This is a genomic window from Niallia sp. FSL W8-1348 (genome assembly GCF_038006745.1).
Taxonomy (GTDB): domain Bacteria; phylum Bacillota; class Bacilli; order Bacillales; family Cytobacillaceae; genus Niallia; species Niallia alba.
Window position 1 is genome coordinate 508,834 of record NZ_JBBOVV010000002.1, and the last position, 17,669, is coordinate 526,502.

At 35.4% G+C, this 17,669-nt stretch carries 15 protein-coding genes; 4 read left to right on the forward strand and 11 right to left on the reverse strand.

Going from position 1 to position 17,669, the window contains the following annotated elements:
- Window positions 1-147: 147 nt before the first annotated feature.
- The 5 genes from glpK to ku form a co-directional block, all read right to left on the reverse strand.
- Entirely contained in the window at window positions 148-1,638 is a 1,491-nt protein-coding gene (gene glpK, locus NST60_RS20980) for a glycerol kinase GlpK (protein WP_016203925.1), read from the reverse strand.
- A gap of 25 nt (window positions 1,639-1,663) precedes the next feature.
- On the reverse strand, window positions 1,664-2,482 hold the full coding sequence (locus NST60_RS20985; RefSeq protein ID WP_016203926.1) for an MIP/aquaporin family protein: 819 nt from the start codon (window positions 2,480-2,482) through the stop codon (window positions 1,664-1,666).
- A gap of 305 nt (window positions 2,483-2,787) precedes the next feature.
- A complete protein-coding gene (locus tag NST60_RS20990) occupies window positions 2,788-3,333 on the reverse strand; it encodes a glycerol-3-phosphate responsive antiterminator (protein ID WP_101731032.1) in 546 nt (181 codons plus the stop codon).
- Window positions 3,334-3,396: 63 nt separating this feature from the next.
- A complete protein-coding gene (locus tag NST60_RS20995) occupies window positions 3,397-3,801 on the reverse strand; it encodes a phosphatase PAP2 family protein (RefSeq protein WP_341100070.1) in 405 nt (134 codons plus the stop codon).
- Window positions 3,802-4,107: 306 nt separating this feature from the next.
- A complete protein-coding gene (gene ku / locus NST60_RS21000; RefSeq protein WP_016203930.1) occupies window positions 4,108-4,941 on the reverse strand; it encodes a non-homologous end joining protein Ku in 834 nt (277 codons plus the stop codon).
- 191 nt (window positions 4,942-5,132) lie between these two features.
- Here ku and ligD point away from each other — a divergent pair, with 191 nt between their 5' ends.
- Complete coding sequence (gene ligD, locus NST60_RS21005; protein WP_169188716.1) at window positions 5,133-6,350, forward strand: DNA ligase D; 1,218 nt, start codon at window positions 5,133-5,135, stop codon at window positions 6,348-6,350.
- A gap of 20 nt (window positions 6,351-6,370) precedes the next feature.
- On the opposite strand, the gene NST60_RS21010 is transcribed toward ligD, so the two are convergent.
- Both NST60_RS21010 and dapF read right to left on the reverse strand, forming a co-directional pair.
- Window positions 6,371-7,300, reverse strand: coding sequence for an ATP-dependent DNA ligase (locus NST60_RS21010; protein WP_169188717.1), 930 nt, complete (start codon window positions 7,298-7,300; stop codon window positions 6,371-6,373).
- Window positions 7,301-7,481: 181 nt separating this feature from the next.
- Window positions 7,482-8,468, reverse strand: coding sequence for a diaminopimelate epimerase (gene dapF / locus NST60_RS21015; RefSeq protein WP_016203933.1), 987 nt, complete (start codon window positions 8,466-8,468; stop codon window positions 7,482-7,484).
- Window positions 8,469-9,107: 639 nt separating this feature from the next.
- On the opposite strand from dapF, the gene NST60_RS21020 reads away from it, so the two are divergent.
- Window positions 9,108-10,445: an ISLre2 family transposase gene (locus NST60_RS21020; protein WP_100525934.1), complete on the forward strand. Its 1,338-nt coding sequence runs from the start codon at window positions 9,108-9,110 to the stop codon at window positions 10,443-10,445.
- Between the two features lie 163 nt (window positions 10,446-10,608).
- On the opposite strand, the gene NST60_RS21025 is transcribed toward NST60_RS21020, so the two are convergent.
- Entirely contained in the window at window positions 10,609-11,844 is a 1,236-nt protein-coding gene (locus NST60_RS21025) for an EAL and HDOD domain-containing protein (RefSeq protein WP_101731027.1), read from the reverse strand.
- Window positions 11,845-12,009: 165 nt separating this feature from the next.
- Here NST60_RS21025 and NST60_RS21030 point away from each other — a divergent pair, with 165 nt between their 5' ends.
- The gene (locus tag NST60_RS21030; RefSeq protein ID WP_169187685.1) at window positions 12,010-13,449 is read left to right on the forward strand and encodes a DDE-type integrase/transposase/recombinase; all 1,440 of its coding nucleotides are present in this window, start codon (window positions 12,010-12,012) and stop codon (window positions 13,447-13,449) included.
- Window positions 13,450-14,173: 724 nt separating this feature from the next.
- On the opposite strand, the gene NST60_RS21035 is transcribed toward NST60_RS21030, so the two are convergent.
- Entirely contained in the window at window positions 14,174-15,472 is a 1,299-nt protein-coding gene (locus tag NST60_RS21035; RefSeq protein WP_016203935.1) for an NCS2 family permease, read from the reverse strand.
- 227 nt (window positions 15,473-15,699) lie between these two features.
- A complete protein-coding gene (locus NST60_RS21040) occupies window positions 15,700-16,485 on the reverse strand; it encodes a hypothetical protein (RefSeq protein ID WP_169188718.1) in 786 nt (261 codons plus the stop codon).
- Between the two features lie 196 nt (window positions 16,486-16,681).
- On the opposite strand from NST60_RS21040, the gene NST60_RS21045 reads away from it, so the two are divergent.
- Window positions 16,682-17,173, forward strand: a complete 492-nt coding sequence (locus NST60_RS21045) for a YdcF family protein (protein ID WP_169188719.1) — start codon at window positions 16,682-16,684, stop codon at window positions 17,171-17,173.
- A gap of 1 nt (window position 17,174) precedes the next feature.
- Here NST60_RS21045 and NST60_RS21050 read toward each other — a convergent pair whose 3' ends face one another.
- Window positions 17,175-17,513, reverse strand: coding sequence for a DUF4870 domain-containing protein (locus NST60_RS21050; protein ID WP_101731023.1), 339 nt, complete (start codon window positions 17,511-17,513; stop codon window positions 17,175-17,177).
- Window positions 17,514-17,669: the final 156 nt, after the last annotated feature.

The following is a 17,669-nucleotide window of genomic DNA, read 5'->3' on the forward strand; positions in this document are numbered from 1 at the left end:
ATAATGCCTTGTGGTCTCTCCGATTCTCCAGACAAATATTATTAACTTAATTATATTATAACATATTATTCTATATATTCATAGTATTTATACTATTCATTAGAAATAATTCTCATAAATAACAAAGATTTCATTTTCCAAAATCCTTTATTTAAAAGCCATTGTTGCTTTAACCGCTTTCTTCCATCCATTATATAATTCTTCTCTTGTCTCTTCCGCCATTTTTGGTTCAAATGAGCGATCAAGACTCCATTGCTCCGCAATTTCATTTTGATCCTTCCAGTAGCCAACTGCCAAACCTGCAAGATAAGCTGCCCCTAACGCAGTTGTTTCATTTACAACCGGTCTTTCCACTGGCACATTTAATAAATCTCCTTGGAATTGCATTAAGAAATTGTTTCGCACAGCTCCCCCGTCTGCTCTTAATGTTTTTACTTGAATATTCGAATCTGATTCCATAGCAGAAAGAACATCTTTCGTTTGATAAGCGAGTGATTCAAGTGTTGCACGAATAAAATGCTCCTTTGTTGTTCCTCTAGTCACGCCGAACATAGCTCCACGAACATCGCTGTCCCAATATGGAGTACCAAGACCAACGAATGCCGGAACTAAATAGACTCCATCCGTAGAATCTACTCTGCTTGCATAATCTTCACTATCTTTTGCATCCTTTAACATCCTTAGCCCGTCTCGTAGCCATTGGATAGCAGAACCTGCGACAAATATACTTCCCTCAAGCGCATAATTCACTTTTCCATCTATTCCCCATGCAATTGTTGTTAATAAACCATGATCTGACTTCACAGCTTTTTCTCCAGTATTCATTAACATAAAGCAACCTGTTCCATACGTATTCTTTGCCATTCCTGCTTCAAAACATGCCTGACCGAATAAAGCTGCTTGTTGATCTCCTGCTACACCAGCGATCGGAATTTGCTTCCCAAAGAAATGCCCTTCCACCGTATAAGCATAAATTTCTGATGATCCTTTTACTTCCGGCAACATTGATTTTGGAACAGTTAAAATTTCTAGTAACTCTTCATCCCATTTTAAATCATAAATATTAAACATCAACGTACGAGAAGCATTGGTATAGTCTGTTACATGAGCTTTCCCTCCAGACAATTTCCAAATGAGCCATGTATCAATCGTCCCAAATAACAACTCACCATCTTCTGCTTTTTGTCTTGCACCATCTACATGATCTAAAATCCACTTAACTTTCGTTCCAGCAAAATAGGCATCGATTAAAAGCCCTGTTTTATCACGGAAAAGTTGATTATATCCTTGCTCCTTCAACTCTTCGCATATCCCATTTGTTTGTCTTGATTGCCATACAATAGCATTATAGATTGGAACTCCAGTATTCTTATCCCAAACAACTGCTGTTTCACGCTGATTAGTAATCCCAATTCCTTCTATTTGTTCTGGTTTAATATCTGATTCAGATAAAACGGTTGCAATCACAGCCAGAATAGAACCCCAAATTTCATTTGCATTATGTTCTACCCAACCTGGCTTAGGAAAAATTTGCGTAAATTCCTTTTGGGCTACATGAACTATTTCCCCTTTTTTATTAAAAATAATTGCTCTTGAACTTGTTGTCCCCTGATCTAGTGATAAAATAAATTTTTCCATCATAATTCCTCCCCTTAGTAAATATTCACGCTACTTTTTTACCAATACTCTTACTTTCCCCTTTTGTAATAAAAAATGCAAGCAATAATATAAGTACATTTATCGCTATAACAACCCAAAAGCTTGATAAGACAACACCTTTAAAAAGATAAGTATAAACAATAGCTGCTAGAGAACCGCCAAGAATCGGTCCAGCTACTGGAATCCACGCATAACGGAAATTAGAGGATCCTTTTCCCGCAATCGGTAACACAAAATGAGCAATTCTTGGACCAAGATCACGTGCTGGATTAATCGCATAACCCGTAGTGCCTCCTAATGACATTCCGATTACAACAATCAATAAACCTACAGCAATTGGGTTAAGTCCTTCTGTAAAATTATTTGCTCCAATGAACAACAAACCAAGCACTAGCATAAACGTTCCAATCAATTCACTTAAAATATTAGAAAAAGTATGTGGGATAGCTGGTCCTGTTGAAAATACAGCCAGTTTTGCGTCAGAATCCTTTGTTGCACCCCAATGTGGAAGATAGTGTAAATAAACAATGCATGCTCCTAGAAATGCACCAATCATTTGTGCCAAAATATAAGGTACTACTTCATTCCACGGGAAATCTCCTGTAATCGCAAGAGCAATCGTAACTGCTGGGTTTAAGTGAGCACCACTAATACTGCCTACAGCAAATACACCCATTGTTACAGCTAATCCCCATGCAATGGTAATGACAATCCAGCCACCGCCATTAGAGAACGCTTTCTTTAAATTCGCCCCTGCGACTACTCCTCCTCCAAACACAATCAAAATCATCGTTCCAATAACTTCTCCCATAAAAGCAGACATAAAATCCCCCTTCTCCTTTTTCACTCTGTTCATTCAGTTTTCACAAAAATTCCTTTTGTTTCCATTCTAGCTTTCTTTTCTAATGTAACATTATCTTCACACCTGAAGCACAGAGTGATAGTAATTAAAAAAATGCGCAAAAAAAGGAGTGCACGACAGAGTACAGCCACTTAATTGTGACTACTGTGTGCATCTCCTTTTCTCCAACACATTAAATTAACTTGTAAGATTATTGTAAACGCTTACTGTTGGTCTGTCAATTATTTTTATTATTCCCACTGTAAAAATACATTTAATACCGTTAGTCACTTTATCCCTTGCCACAATTCTTTTTTGGAAGTAGTAATTGCCGTGGCACCTGCCTCAATTGCTTTTCTAACATCTTCTTCTGTTCGAATTAAACCCCCTGCAAGAATTGGCACATTTAAACTGTTTTTAATTTCATTAATCATCCAAGGCATTGTTCCTGGTAGTACTTCAATATAATCTGGATGGGTTCTTTGAACGAGTTTAACGCTTTTGGCAATGGCATGACTGTCCAGCAAAAATACTCTTTGTATAGCTATTACATTTTTCTGCTTTGCTTTTAAAATGACAGATGATTTTGTAGAAATGACTCCATATGGCTTAAACTCCTGGCAAATAAACTCTGTGCCAAAATCATCGCTTTTTAATCCTTGAATTAAATCAACATGATAAATCATTTTTTTATTTGCCTGTTTCGCAAGGAGGCTAATATGCTTTAATTGAGAAATATGCACTTCCAAAAACACGCCAATTTCATAATCGCTTTTTAAAAAAGCTTCGAATTCTTTCATATTTGATGATGCTGGTATGATATGCTGATTCATTCATTTCTTCCCCCATAATTCACTTCTTTTATTTCTCTTATTTATAGGTTTAAAACAATCCTCTCACCGCTTCGCTTTATATTCATAGAGACGAAAAGCTAAAATACAAACTGCTGAATAAGCAATCCCTATTGCATATCCACCGACAACATCTGTCGGATAATGGACCCCTAAATATATTCTGCTTACACCGATTAGCAGGATAAATAAACTGGCGATTATATACGCCACTACTTTCTTCCCAGTTGATTTTACAATATGTATACACAGATATGCACATGAGCCAAAGAAAATAAGGGAGCCCATTGAATGTCCACTAGGGAAACTATAGCCTTTCTCTATTATAACAGGCAAAATATCTGGACGCTCTCTTTTAAATAACCATTTAAGCAACTTATTTAAAAGTGCGCCAAGACCATTTACTGAAACGATAAAAATAGCTAACGCATATTTTTTTTTCCATAACAAAAGAGCCGCTATAATTGCTATTGCAACAGCGATAAAGAATACAGATCCTAAAAATGTAATTCGTCCAAACCCACATTGTTAAATCGCTTGAAATAAAAGACTGAATAAACTTGATGATAGTATTATCAAATGAAAGGATATCAGTACTAGTCACATGTTTTGCAATCACATAAAAAAGACTACAAAAAATTAGGATAATCGCAATCATTGATACTATATACTTTGTCGTAATTTTTCTTTCCATGTAAATACCTCGCTGTTATATAAGGTGCTAGCTTATTTTTCAAAGCTAGCACCATCTCCATTTTAAGCCTCTTTAACAACTTTCTTTCTTGTTGGCTTTTTTTTCTTTTCTTCTGTTTTCTTTGGTTTTGTATTGTCAATCGAAGCTTGAAGTGCGGCCATTAAATCCATCACATTAGATTCTTTTGGTTTATCCGCACCTGTAACAACTTCTTTTCCAGCTTTTTTTGCTTCAATTAATTCAAGTAGTGCGGTTCGATATTCATCGATGTATTTTTCAGGAGTAAATTCTGTTGTTAATTGGTCTATTAATAAAATGGCTGTTTCTAACTCCTTTTTTTCTATTTGATTGGCTGCCGGCACATTAGGAACATCCTCTACTTTGCGGACTTCATCAGGAAAATGGATTGTCTCCATCACAAGTGTATTTTCATATACACGAATAATAGCCAGCTGCTCTTTAGAACGAATGATAATTTTTGCTATGCCTACTTTCCCTGTTTCTTGTAATGCTTGTCTCAGCAAAGCATATGCTTTATTTCCCCCTTCTCCTGACGACATATAATAACATTTTTCAAAATAGATCGGGTCAATCTCATCCATTTTTACAAAGTCAATAATCTCTACTGCTTTGTCTTCGTTTTCTTTCCGTAGACTTTCCAAATCTTCTTCATCAAGGACTACATATTTACCTTTAGCATACTCATATGCCTTTACTATTTCTTCTGGGGCCACTTCTTTTTCACAAGCGGAACACTTCTTTTCATATTTAATCGGAGCATGACATGCCTTATGAAGCGTTCTTAACTTAATGTCTTTATCCTCTATAGCAGAATGCAGCTTAATTGGGATGCTTACTAGACCAAAGCTTATATTTCCTTTCCACATTGTATGCATACTTCTATCTCCATTCTCTTTTAGTTCAATCCAAGCTAAACATATGTTAAATAGTTAGCTTTTTATCTTTATTAATACATTGTGTTACCAAGTCTTTTTCATACTATTTAATTATTGGCAACACATACATTTCATACAGAACGAGATATGCAGGAATACTATTAATAGAATACATTCAGGAGGGATTACATATGCATTCAGCTGGATTTTTTATTAGTAGCTATCATAAAAAAACAGGAACATTTGGTGTTAGCGTCTGTTTAAATAAACACATTATCGCTGTCGGCTCTTTTAAAAAGGGATTAAAAAAAGAAGAAAAAACAGCTCTTATATCTATCATACAAGAACATTATAAAATAGAGGATGACGACTTTTATTATATGGAACCAGGAATATGCGTAGAATTACAATTTTCCTCCTTCGAACAACAAAAGATAATTAATCCAATTTTTAAGAAGTTTTTATATAATCAAAACTGGCAAGACTGTAAGTTAGAAAATATTCTGGAAACAGATGGTACTACTATTACCCATCCTGATAAACCTCTTTTTCCCGATACGTCCATTACTAAACTCGATTATATTTTGTATTTAAAAGAAATCAGCCCCTACTTTCTTCCTTTTTTACAAAATCGCCTACTAACAACGATCCGTTTTCCCCATGGTCTATTTGGAGAATCTTTCTATCAAAAACAATGCCCAGATTATGCCCCTTCCTATGTAGAAACATCTATGCATGAAGGGATTCAATATATTGTTTGTAATAACCTAGAAACTCTTTTATGGTTAGGAAATCAATTAGCGTTTGAATTTCATATTCCATTTGAAACCATCTATTCGGATTATATGCCATCTGAAATTGTGTTTGATCTTGATCCGCCGTCTGTTGAACATTTTCATATGGCAATTCAAGCTGCAAAAGCTCTTCAACAGATTCTTGATCGCTTGCAGCTTTTATCCTTTTTAAAAATATCAGGAAATAAAGGCATTCAAGTGTATTTACCACTTCCTGAAAAAACATTCACTTACGAAGAAGTACGTTTGTTCACAGAATTTATTGCTAACTATATGATTGTTGAGAATCCAGAACTTTTCACCATTGAAAGATTGAAAAAAAACCGCAAAAACAGATTATATATTGACTATATCCAGCATAGCGAGGGCAAGACAATTATTGCTCCCTATTCCATTCGCGGTAATAAAGGCGGATTTGTTGCATGTCCACTTGAATGGAATGAATTAACAGATGATTTACATCCTAGTCACTTTTCCATGAATGTAGTATTGCAAAGATTGCATAAAGGAATCAACCCATTTGCTCATTATTTTGAAGTAAAAGAAAAACAACCATTCCGTCAAGTACTAGAAGTATTAAGCAATCCACATAATAGTAAAGGGAGTATCGATTAACATGATAACTCCCTTTACTGTTATTCTAATTTGCATTCTTCAATTGGGACAGTTACAAATGATTCAATCACAGGGTGCCTCAAAGTTTTTCCTTCTGTCCATTCTAAAAAGGAAATTTTTACAGTGAGCGCTGGTCTTAACCAAACTCCTCCCTTCACATCGCATTGATTAAAAAAAGGACAATCTTGTATGATAATCGGCTCCATTACTTTTGTTATAGTGACCCAATCGTTTGCTGACAGCTTGCCTGAGCCAGCACTTCCAATATAGAATAACTTACCCACCTTATCAAATAATCCGAGATGAAGAGAATGGACTATATTATTTTTTATCGTAACTCCACCTACTATAGCGATTAAATCCTGCTCTTTTTTTCTCTTACGCCATCTAGCATCTTTTCCATTTATTGTATAAGAACTTTCAAGGTCCTTACATACAATTCCCTCCAGTTGATGCTGCTGACAAACCTCAAATAAACCTTGTGTATCTGAAAAACTTTCGACAAGTTGCACAACTTCATTTCCAGAAATTTTTTCACTTAATATTTGCTGTCTTTCCTGTAAAGGTTTGTCTACTAGCCAGTTACCATCCAAAAAGAGGATATCAAAAATCATATATGTAATGGGAACTTTTTCTTGCAACTCACTCAATCGTTCGAGATTTCGTAACCTATCACGCCTCATTACTTCATAAAACGACGGTTTTCCATCCTGTAATGCAATTACTTCCCCATCGAGAATGCAATTTTTTGCCTGGATAAATGAACTTGGTTTTAATAGCTCTGGATATTGTTGTGTTTTTTCATTTTTCTTTCGATTAAATAATTGCGTTCTATCCCCATCATAATAAGTGAGGATTCTTGTTCCATCCCACTTTACCTGAGCAATCCACTGATCGCCTTTTGGAATTACTTCTGTTAATATTGGTTCAAATGGCTTTATTGGTTTCATAACCTATTCCTTTTTTACTTACCATTTGCTAATTGAACAATATTATACTAAACGGCTACATTTCTATCTTTTAGGTGCTCTAAAGCAATGAAAAAGGTTAGTACCTATTCTACATAACGAAATGTTGAATAGACCTAACCTTATCATTCTATTCCTATCAAGCAAAACGTTTTCCCAAAAATTACTTTAAATGAGTCTCTACATACTTTTTTGCTTCATCTTGTAGTTTTTTATATTGAATAGCTTCAGCCTCAAAGTACTGCTTATTCGCTACTTCAAAACCATCAAGTGCATTCCAGTCAAATGTAACATCTGCTCGATAAACATATGTTGCATTTCCGATTAAATCGATTCGATATTGGTTATTTTGATTATGTACATAGCATCGAACTTTGCCACCATTATTATACACATCAACATAGCTATTTTCCTCATTATAACCATTTAATATGGAAACAAGGGTAGAAGCTGACATCGCGGTTCCGCATGCATTTGTAAAGCCAACACCTCGTTCATATGTACGGACATAAATACTGCCTTTATCTAGGATTGAAACAAAGCTAACATTAACTCCATCTGGAAAGTATTCATTTGGTCCATTCACATATTTACTTAAACCTTCTTGTATATCGGATTCAAGAACTGCCTTATTTACAAGCGTAATTAAATGTGGATTTGGTACTGCTAATGCAGTAAATAAAAGATCTTGATTTAACCCTGTGATTTTCTCATTTATTAGTGTATCAGTGCTCACCTGTAACGGAAGGTCTTTTGTGTGAAAAGAAACAGGAGAGATCTCTACCAAATACGTAGGAATATTTGGATAAATATCCGTTTCATTTTTCACTTCCAAATTAGCTTTCATCGTTTCAATTACAGCCTCTTCTACTTGAAGTAGTTCACAAACATAGCGAGCAACACAGCGAATGCCATTTCCACACATAGATGCTTCGGATCCATCTGCATTAAATACTCTCATTCTAGCATGAGCAACGCTACTTGGCATGACAAAAAGAATTCCGTCTGCACCTAAAGAAGACTGCCTGTCACATAATGCTATAGCTAATTGTGCTCTTTCTTCCTCTGTAAACTGATAGGCATTCGAAATCTCATCTATAATTAAAAAGTCATTGCCACTACCATGACATTTTGTTATCTTTATATTCATTCCAATTCCTCCAAGCTCATTTCAATCTTCTTTCATTTTACTGTTCCTTTGTCTAACCTGCAATTAATTAATTTTAAAAAAGAAGGTTTGTGGTGATCACCCGCAGACTGAATACACTTCGCTTTCCATGGGGCGAGCGCCAAGCCTCCTCGTTCCTGCGGGGTCTTGGACTTTCTCGCAGCTCCCATAGGAGTCTACGTGTATTCAGTCTGCTTCGTATTTCCTACTCATTATATTTTCTTTAAAAAAAGGATGAAACGAAACAACCTTTAAAAACGGATTGAAATGGAGCGGAGGGCACTCGGGCTCCTGCGGGAAGTAGAGCAATCTTTAGACCCCACAGGCTTTAGCCGAGTAGGCTTAGGTTGCTCCCCGGCGCATAGAGTGTCTGTAGCGTAATGGAACGAGTTGGTTTCGCTACTAAATGAGAGATTGTTCGTCTTTATCTATTATAGTATGAGTAAAATGTTTGTGGGAGAATAAATATCCTTTTTGTCTAGTTGGGGGACGAGTCCCCCAACTAGACAAAAAGGCCACCAAGCGAAAGCGCGGTAGCTGGAAAAAATTAAGTATTAAAAAAGAGAGCTTCCTTTTGTAAAGTAGAGTTTGACTAGAATACTACGAAAAGGAGAGGCTCTCATGAATCAATGTAACACAAAAATGCCATCATTAAAAGAATTGGAAAAAACTTTATTTCGAACACTACAAATGACCTTTCAAGAAATCCTTGTTCAAACATTAGAAAATTGGGATCTAGAGATTGCTCAGCAACGAGACAAAAGAAGATTTGCTTTACGAGATAAACGAGAAATACGAGTAGATACAGCGTTTGGAGCAGTGGAGCTGAAGCGTAATTATTATTTCGATCGTGTAACCAAAAAATATATTTGTCTGTTAGATCATTATTTACAGTTTCAAGGGAATAAAGGGTTTAGTCCACTATTAGAAGAATGGGGGCTAGAATTAGCGACAAATGGTTCCTCCTATCGAAAGGCGGTGGAAACGTTCGAACAATTTTTAGGCTATTCGGCGATGAGCCACGAAGCATTACGGCAACATCTTCTTCATACAAGCGTACTTCCCGCTAAGGAAAAACGTCCTTTTCAAAAGGTGTTGTTTGTCGAAGTAGATGGATTATATGTGAAGAGTCAAGAAAAGAAAAAGCGTGGATGGGAGTTGAAATTCGCCGCTGTACATGAGGGATGGAAAGAAAACGGAAAGCGAGTCAGGCTCCGAAATAAAAGGCATTTTCTCTATGAAGAAAAAGAACCCTTTTGGGAAGCTTTTGAAACATTCTTACAGAATCATTATGCGTATGATCCAACCCAAACCTTGCTTATTATTAATGGCGATGGAGCAGGCTGGATAACGGCATGTCGGGAGTATTTTCGGGAACGCGCCTTTTTCACCATGGACCGTTTTCATGTCGCTCGTTCGATGAAGCAACTAATGAAGAGCCATCCTCGATACCGCTACATGAAAAGAGCGTTAAAAAACTACCAGGTAGAAACATTACTTCTAGAGTTGAATAGCGCAGTAGGAACAATGGATACACCAGAAGAAGAAGAAAAACTAGCGCATTTCCTCGGCTTTTTAACGCATCATCAGGAAACCATAAAAGATTACCGTAGTTGGTTACAGGAGAAAGGCGTGGACACGACAGCGTATCGTCCAATGGGAAGTGCAGAAGCAATGATGAATCAATTAGCCAAACGATTAAAAAATGGAAGAGCATGGAGCAAAAAAGGCGTCATGAGCATGGCACGTTTGTGGATTGGGTTGAAGGATGATCTATCTATCCAAACGATATATGGAAAATGGGAAAAAGCCACGGAAAAATCAAAGAAAGAGCATCGACCGAAAAGAAAAATACCCACAAAATTAGTAACAGAAACCGTGCGTCAGAACATGCCATACTTAAATCAAGCGATTGGAAAACCCGTTCACTTTGCCTTACAGGGATTAAAAGGTTTTTAAAAAATGAGAGAATCAACAGTTGGAAGAACAAAACCAATTGGAAAGCGGATACAAACTTAGAGGTTTTACTTTATAAAAAAGGGAGCTAAAAAAACTCCCACAAAAACTTGACTCAATCATCTATTATATATTTTGTTTTGTCCCAGCCTTTATTATAGTATCATTATAAATAATCTTCATCTAAAAGCTTTTTAGCCCATGAAATGGATTCTGCATATACTTTAAACAATTCTTTTTCTTGTATATTTAATTCTTTACAACCGAGTCCGATGCTTGTCCAATCTGCAGTTTCTGCTGCAATTACCAATTGGAGCACTTCTCGCTGCATATTTTTCTTTCCTGAAAGGGCATGGACAATTGATTCATCTAAAGGCAAATCTGATAGAATGGTTTCCATATCTTGATTCATAATAGTATCCATTAGAGAAAACATCCCTGTTAAAAAAAAACTTCCATATTCCAATCTTTCTGGTATTAACTTTGCTACTGATTCACACATTTTAGAACGAATTAAACAATTATGCATCACTTCAAAAGAGATGCCATTCTTCCAGTCTTTTTCTCTAACTGTAAGAATATAAATCCATTTTTGAAGCTCTATAAGACCTATATAAATAATAGCATTTTTTATGCTAGTAACTTTTTGTTTCATCCCAAACCCTAATGTGTTTATTAATTTCAAAAGCTTGTAGGATAAAGAAATATCCTGTTCAATCAACTTTGAAATGCGATTAATATCTGGGGTTTCCTCATTCAAAAGTTCTAGAATTTTATAATACGTGTGGATATAAGTTGGTACATCGTGGGAAGTCATAATTAATGGTCTAGAAAAATAATAGCCTTGAAAATAGTGATAACCACTTTTTTTGGCTTGTTCATACTCTTCCCTTGTCTCAAGCTTTTCTGCAACCAATTCAATATCATGTTTTTTAGCTAGCGATTCCAACTCTTCCCGTACTTCTTTTGATGTATGCTTGAAGTCGACTTTAAGCATATCTGCTAATAATAATAAGGAATGTGCATATCCATTGCTTTTGTCAAAGATAAAATCATCTAAAGCTAATTTATAACCTAATTGTTTAAGTTCTAAACAAATATCAATAATTTTTTGACTTGGAACAACTGTCTCTAGAATTTCTATTATAATGTCCCTTGGTTGAAAATATGTAGGAAGCCTAAGTTCTAACAAGTTTTCTGTAAAATTGATAAAACAAGGTTTTCCATCTGATAATTTTTCCATCCCAATATTTAAAAAACTATTAATAATTAAACCTGTAGTCGCTTGATCTCCATCTACATTCGGAAATGAATTAATATTATTATCACGATAAAGTAATTCATATCCATAAACTTCTTCCATTCGATTAAATAGTGGCTGCCTCGCCACAAAAACTTCCATTCATTTACCTCCGTCGATCTATTCGTATTGTCAAAACTTTTATAGTAAATAGGTTATTAAATCCTATCTGAGAGGGCTTTATAAGCAAAAAAATTGCCACCCCCTGAATTCTAAGGATAATTGAGGTTACGACACTCTCAACAACCTAGAAAAGGAAGTGACAATTTGTACCCTCAAATTATAACCTATTTATTAACTTTTATAAACTATCAAGAACAACTAATTCGAACATTGCTTACTTTATTGATTGGTAAGAGTATGTTTGATAAGCCTACTGAACAGCCAGTAAATAAACCATATCGAAAACTTCAAGTGGACGACCTTCCGGTCATTGAAGTTCTGGAACAGCTTGATTATCGAGTTCTTCTTAGTGAATATCTAGAGAAGAACGGGAAACCACTTAAACCTGTTCAAAGGCGTAAGAATGCAAAAGTTTCCGTACCTAAATCCATGAACTGCCCAAAGTGTGGTGCTCCATCAGATTATCTTTATGCCAACAATGGAGATAAAGGCCAGTATCAATGCAAGGTGTGTACAGAGCTCTTCAGTGAAAAGAACCGTTATTCTAAGGAAGCCATCCTGAAGTGTCCTCATTGTTCCAAAACTCTCGAGAAAATAAAAGAAAGAAAAGATTTTCACGTGTTTAAGTGCAAGAACAATGACTGTTCTTATTATCAAAAGAAGCTCAATGGGATGACTTCAAAAGAAAAGAAAAGGTTCAAAAAGGACCCTCAAGCATTTAAATTAAGATACATTTTCCGTCAGTTTCATATCGATTTCCAGCCGTTATCCAAGGAATCACCAGAACTGCCGGCCGTTGACTTATCAAAGATTTATGCATCACCACATACATTAGGATTAATCCTAACCTATCATGTAAACTATGGCCTTTCGGCCCGTAAAACAGCTGCGATTATGCAGGACGTACACGGAGTGATGATTTCACATCAGACTGTATTGAACTACGAAAATAGCGTAGCTTTATTACTTAAACCTTATGTGGATCACTATCCCTATGAACTTTCAGACCAATTCTGCGGTGATGAAACGTATATCAGAGTAAACGGTCGATGGCATTATTTATTTTTCTTTTTTGACGCCGTGAAAAAGATTATTCTTTCGTATCCGGTGTCGCCTAATCGAGACACAGCAACAGCCATTCGAGCAATTGATGAGGTCTTAATCAAGATGAAAGAGATTCCAGAAAATCTGACCTTTGTGGTAGACGGGAATCCAATCTATCTTTTAGCCCAACATTTCTTCGCTCAACATGGGATTTCATTCGATGTGAAGCAGGTCATTGGATTAACCAATGAGGACCCTGTTTCGACCGAATATAGACCACTGAAACAAATAATTGAGAGACTTAACCGCACCTTTAAGGGCAATTATCGCTCCACTCATGGATTCGGCTCTGAACATGGTTCCATTTCATACGTCACCTTATTTACGGCCTACTTTAACTTTTTGCGTCCGCATGCCGCCTTAGAAGGAAAAGTGCCCGTAGTGAATCCAGAACTCAAGGGGCTTCCAACAATGCCAGCACGTTGGACAAAGCTCATTGGATTAGCACAACAATGGATAGTAGAACAAAGACAAGCCTAACTTTTTGTTTAGCTGAGCCCTTAAGCTAATTCAGCAATCGGCGGAGCGAACTCTTGACAAACCGAACTTGCCAATGGTTTAAAATGGAAACAACCAAGGGCTTATTTGGTATGCCTTCTTTTGTTCCCTTCGCCCTTGTTAAACAATCCTCAAACCATTGGCGTGTTTGTCAAGAGCGATTGCGGCGCATCTCCATCCAGTAAATAGGAGAGAAACTAACCCTTTAGGTAGTTTTCATAAATCTTTTGACACTACCGATCTATTACGCCATTAGCTATTGTCATTTTAATAAATTTATAAGTAGAAGGTTGTCGAACCTTGAGTGTTAGATGGCAAATTTTCTCGTTTAATTTGTCTTATTTTGGTATGTTATGGGGGTATCTAAGTTGAAATGATAAGAAATGATAAAGACCATCCTTTATTACGACGTTTTAGGAAAGACTCTTTTCTAAAGGCTGTTTTCGTAAAGTATGTTGCGTTTACCCGCAGTCGGAATACACTTCGCTCTCAGTGGGGGCTAAGCTTAAGCCTCCTCAGCTTTGAACTCCGGGGTCTCAGGCTGTCTCGCTAATCCCCGTGGCGTCTTCTTGTATTCCGGCTGCTCCATTTTTCCAACTAATTCTTTTTTCCGATTGAAAAAACAACAAGCTATACGAAAAAAGCTCGAACGATACATAAAAAGAACAAAGATTGTTCTTAAATAAAGGATGGTCTTTTTATTTGATTAATGTGTATATTGGAGCACAAAATTAATCAAAAACAATGAGGATATTAAATACAAAGGAAGTGAAACTTCTTTTGCTTTGCCTAATGCTATTTTTAAAATTGGGTAAAGAATAAACCCAATAGCCATGCCATCAGCTATGCTATAAGTAAACGGAATCATGGCAATAATAAAGAAGCTAGGAAAACTTTCACTTAGATCCTTTAGATCCAGATTACGGATATTTTGTAGCATTAATCCCCCAATAATAATTAAGATTGGTGCAATAGCACTGTCTGGAATTAATTTAATAACAGGAATAAAAAATGCAGAACAAATAAATAAAACACCTGTCGTTACTGCTGTCAAACCTGTTTTTCCACCTGCGGTCATACTTGCAGAACTTTCCACAGTCGCTACAGTTGGACTTGTGCCAAAAAAGCTAGAAAGAAATACAGAAATGGAATTAGCACGAAAAGCTTTCGAAAAACGTTCAGGTCTATTAATAAATTGCACATGATTATTTACAAGACCAATATTTTCAAAAACAAGTACCATTGTTAGAGAAAATACAGCAATCCAAAACGGAATCGTTAGCAGTTTATCAAAAGACAAATGACCAAACACAGTTTTGTATTCTTGCAAGTGAATCGATTGACTATTCCCGCTGTTTACTTCAATTAGCCCAAACATCCAAGCAATTAGCGTCCCAACAACAATCGTAATTAGAAAGTTGCCCTTCACATTTCGTAAGAAAAGAATGATACTTATTAAAAAAGTAAGCACAGTTGCTAGTACATGTAGATCACTAAAAGATCCTAAAGCGATAATCGAATTTGATCCTCTTTCTACAATGCCGCCTTTTTCCAAACCAATTAACATTAAAAATAGGCCTAAACCAACCGTAATTGATTCTTTTAACGAAACAGGGATAGAATCGCTCACAACTTTTGCCAATTTTGTAAAGGCAACAATCATAAACAAAATACCCGAGACAAATACAACTGCCAAAGCTTCCTGCCAAGTTAGAGACATTGATTTTACAATTGTGTAAGAAAATAAGGCATTAATTCCCATACCTGGTACTAGCAAAACAGGCACATTCCCATAAAAACCCATTAAAAAACAGCCGACAACAGAAGTAAGAATGGTTGCTACTATCGCTGCTTCTAAAGGGATACCTGCTTCCGCCAGAATTAAGGAATTTACTACCACGATATAGACAACAGTAAAAAATCCAATAACCCCTGCAAGGACTTCCGTTTTTATGGATGTTTGACTTTCCTTTAGCTTAAAAAACGAAAAAATAAACGTTTTCATCTGATATACCTATTTAGTTATAGCCCTCTCCCTACCCGCTTCCTTTTCCATACAAGAAAAGATGCCTAAAATTGACATGACTTTTTTTGTATTTAATAAGGTAGCCACAAGAACTTATAATAGCAGATTACCATTACTTTGCCAATATTTTTTAGGAGAAAACACTCACTTTTTCCTATTTTTTCAGCACTTTTTTGTAACTATTACCATAATGATTTCGTCGAAAGTTAATGATTGCTATACGCAAATATTTTCGTTAATAAAGCATAAACATGAATAATTTCTTTATCAGATGCATGATGATCAATTGTCAAAAGCGGTTGGTTAGGATCCATAAAACGCTTCGTCCATTCTTTTGGCATCCACCCTTTTCTCAAGTGCGCTAATGTTTGTCCATCTTCTTTCTCAAAGTGATATTCCATATGTCCAAAGCTTTTTTTCATCCTAATCATATTATCTCCATACAAAAAGTTGCTCACTAATCGTTTATCAGTTTTAAGCTCTATGATTTTACTGATTGTTTTCTTATTCTTATTTTTAATCTCTATCCGATCTTTTTTTATGGTAAAAATATATTGGAGCTCGTCCTCCGTATTATAAAATCCATATGATTTTGTATAAAAATGATCAAATAAAAATGGAAGATACCAGCGGATTAATGAAAATTTTTCATCTTTAATCTCTCCTATCTCCTGTCCATCTCTATCAAAAACAATCATACGTAAGGAGGGGGCAGGTAAAAAGGATAAAACAACTGTATTTGTTTTCAAAATCGATCTTGCTTTGCCAACGTTAAGGAATTTGTTCAGCTTTTCAAATCGCCTTTTATGTAAATAATACTGGCTAAAGCATGTTACACTGTATATTCCAAATGGTGCCAAAAGAAGGAGAAAAGCGATACTTGAATGACTAATTATAAAGACACCAACAAATAGAAAGATAGGAATACAACTAATTAAACTAGCGTTTAAGGCTGATATTGCTGTATATTTGTAATATTTTTCAATATTCATAATGAAAGCTCCTTTGTTTCCGTTCTTATCACATGAAAGAATTGTGAATTTGGGCTCATTTCTTAATCTTTACTATCTATTCTATTAATTTTATTCCAATCTATGATTAATTGGAGATGATTTTTTTGAGAAAAAACATATTCATTTTATTTTCGATTCTATTATTTTTTCTATCATCTACGTCTCATATACTTATATGAAAATAAAACAGACAGCTTCCATTAAACCGCCAAAAAACGTTTCTTATATAATTGTTTTAGGAGAAAAGGTAAATGGCGACCAGCTTTCTAAAGCGCTTCCATATCGTGCAGAAACCGCATTTGATTATTGGGAGAAAAACCAATCTTCAACCATTATTGTTACTGGTGGAAAAGAGAACGGGAAAGAAATGACAGAAGCAGCTGCTTTACTGAATTTTTTTATCGAACAGGGGGTACCTAAAGAAAGAATTCTTGTAGAAGATAAATCAACTAGTACTTACGAGAACTTACAATACACAAAAACGCTTTTTTCCATTAACGAAGCAGTTATTGTGAGTAATGATTTCCATTTGTTCAGAGCGCTAGAAATAGCGAAAGAACTAAAAATAACAGCATACCCCCTAGCCGCAAAAACACCAAAATCGGTAAAGTTAGTGCTGTACTTTAGGGAATATGCTGCCATCATGAAAATGCGCTTTACAAAATGAATTATTTAATAAAACGAATAGTTAACGGAATATGATAGTCCTGTCCTTCATAAGACTTTACTGCGGCGATAATCGTAAATACAAACGCCATTATTCCGATAATAGGTAAAATAATAAACCCTATTAAAACAAATATAAGAATCCATGCAACAAAGGAATAGATTGCATAGGAAATTAAAAAATTAAAATATGCCTTCCCATGATAATCAACAAATGGAGAGTCTTTTTTAACGAGCCATATGATTAATGGTCCGATAAAAGTTGTAAAAAAACTAGATACATAAATCAACATTGCAAAAATTCTATCATCATTTGATGATTTATCTTTATTGAAATCCATGAAAGTTACCTCCAACTAAAATTAATGATTGCTATGTTATTATATACGATTGTTCTCATTAAAGGTTTCATTTTTAGATAATATTTGTCCGATAATGAAAACTTACTCCCCGTTAAAAGTGGGATAAAATATGTTCCCTATTATCATATTAAGAAT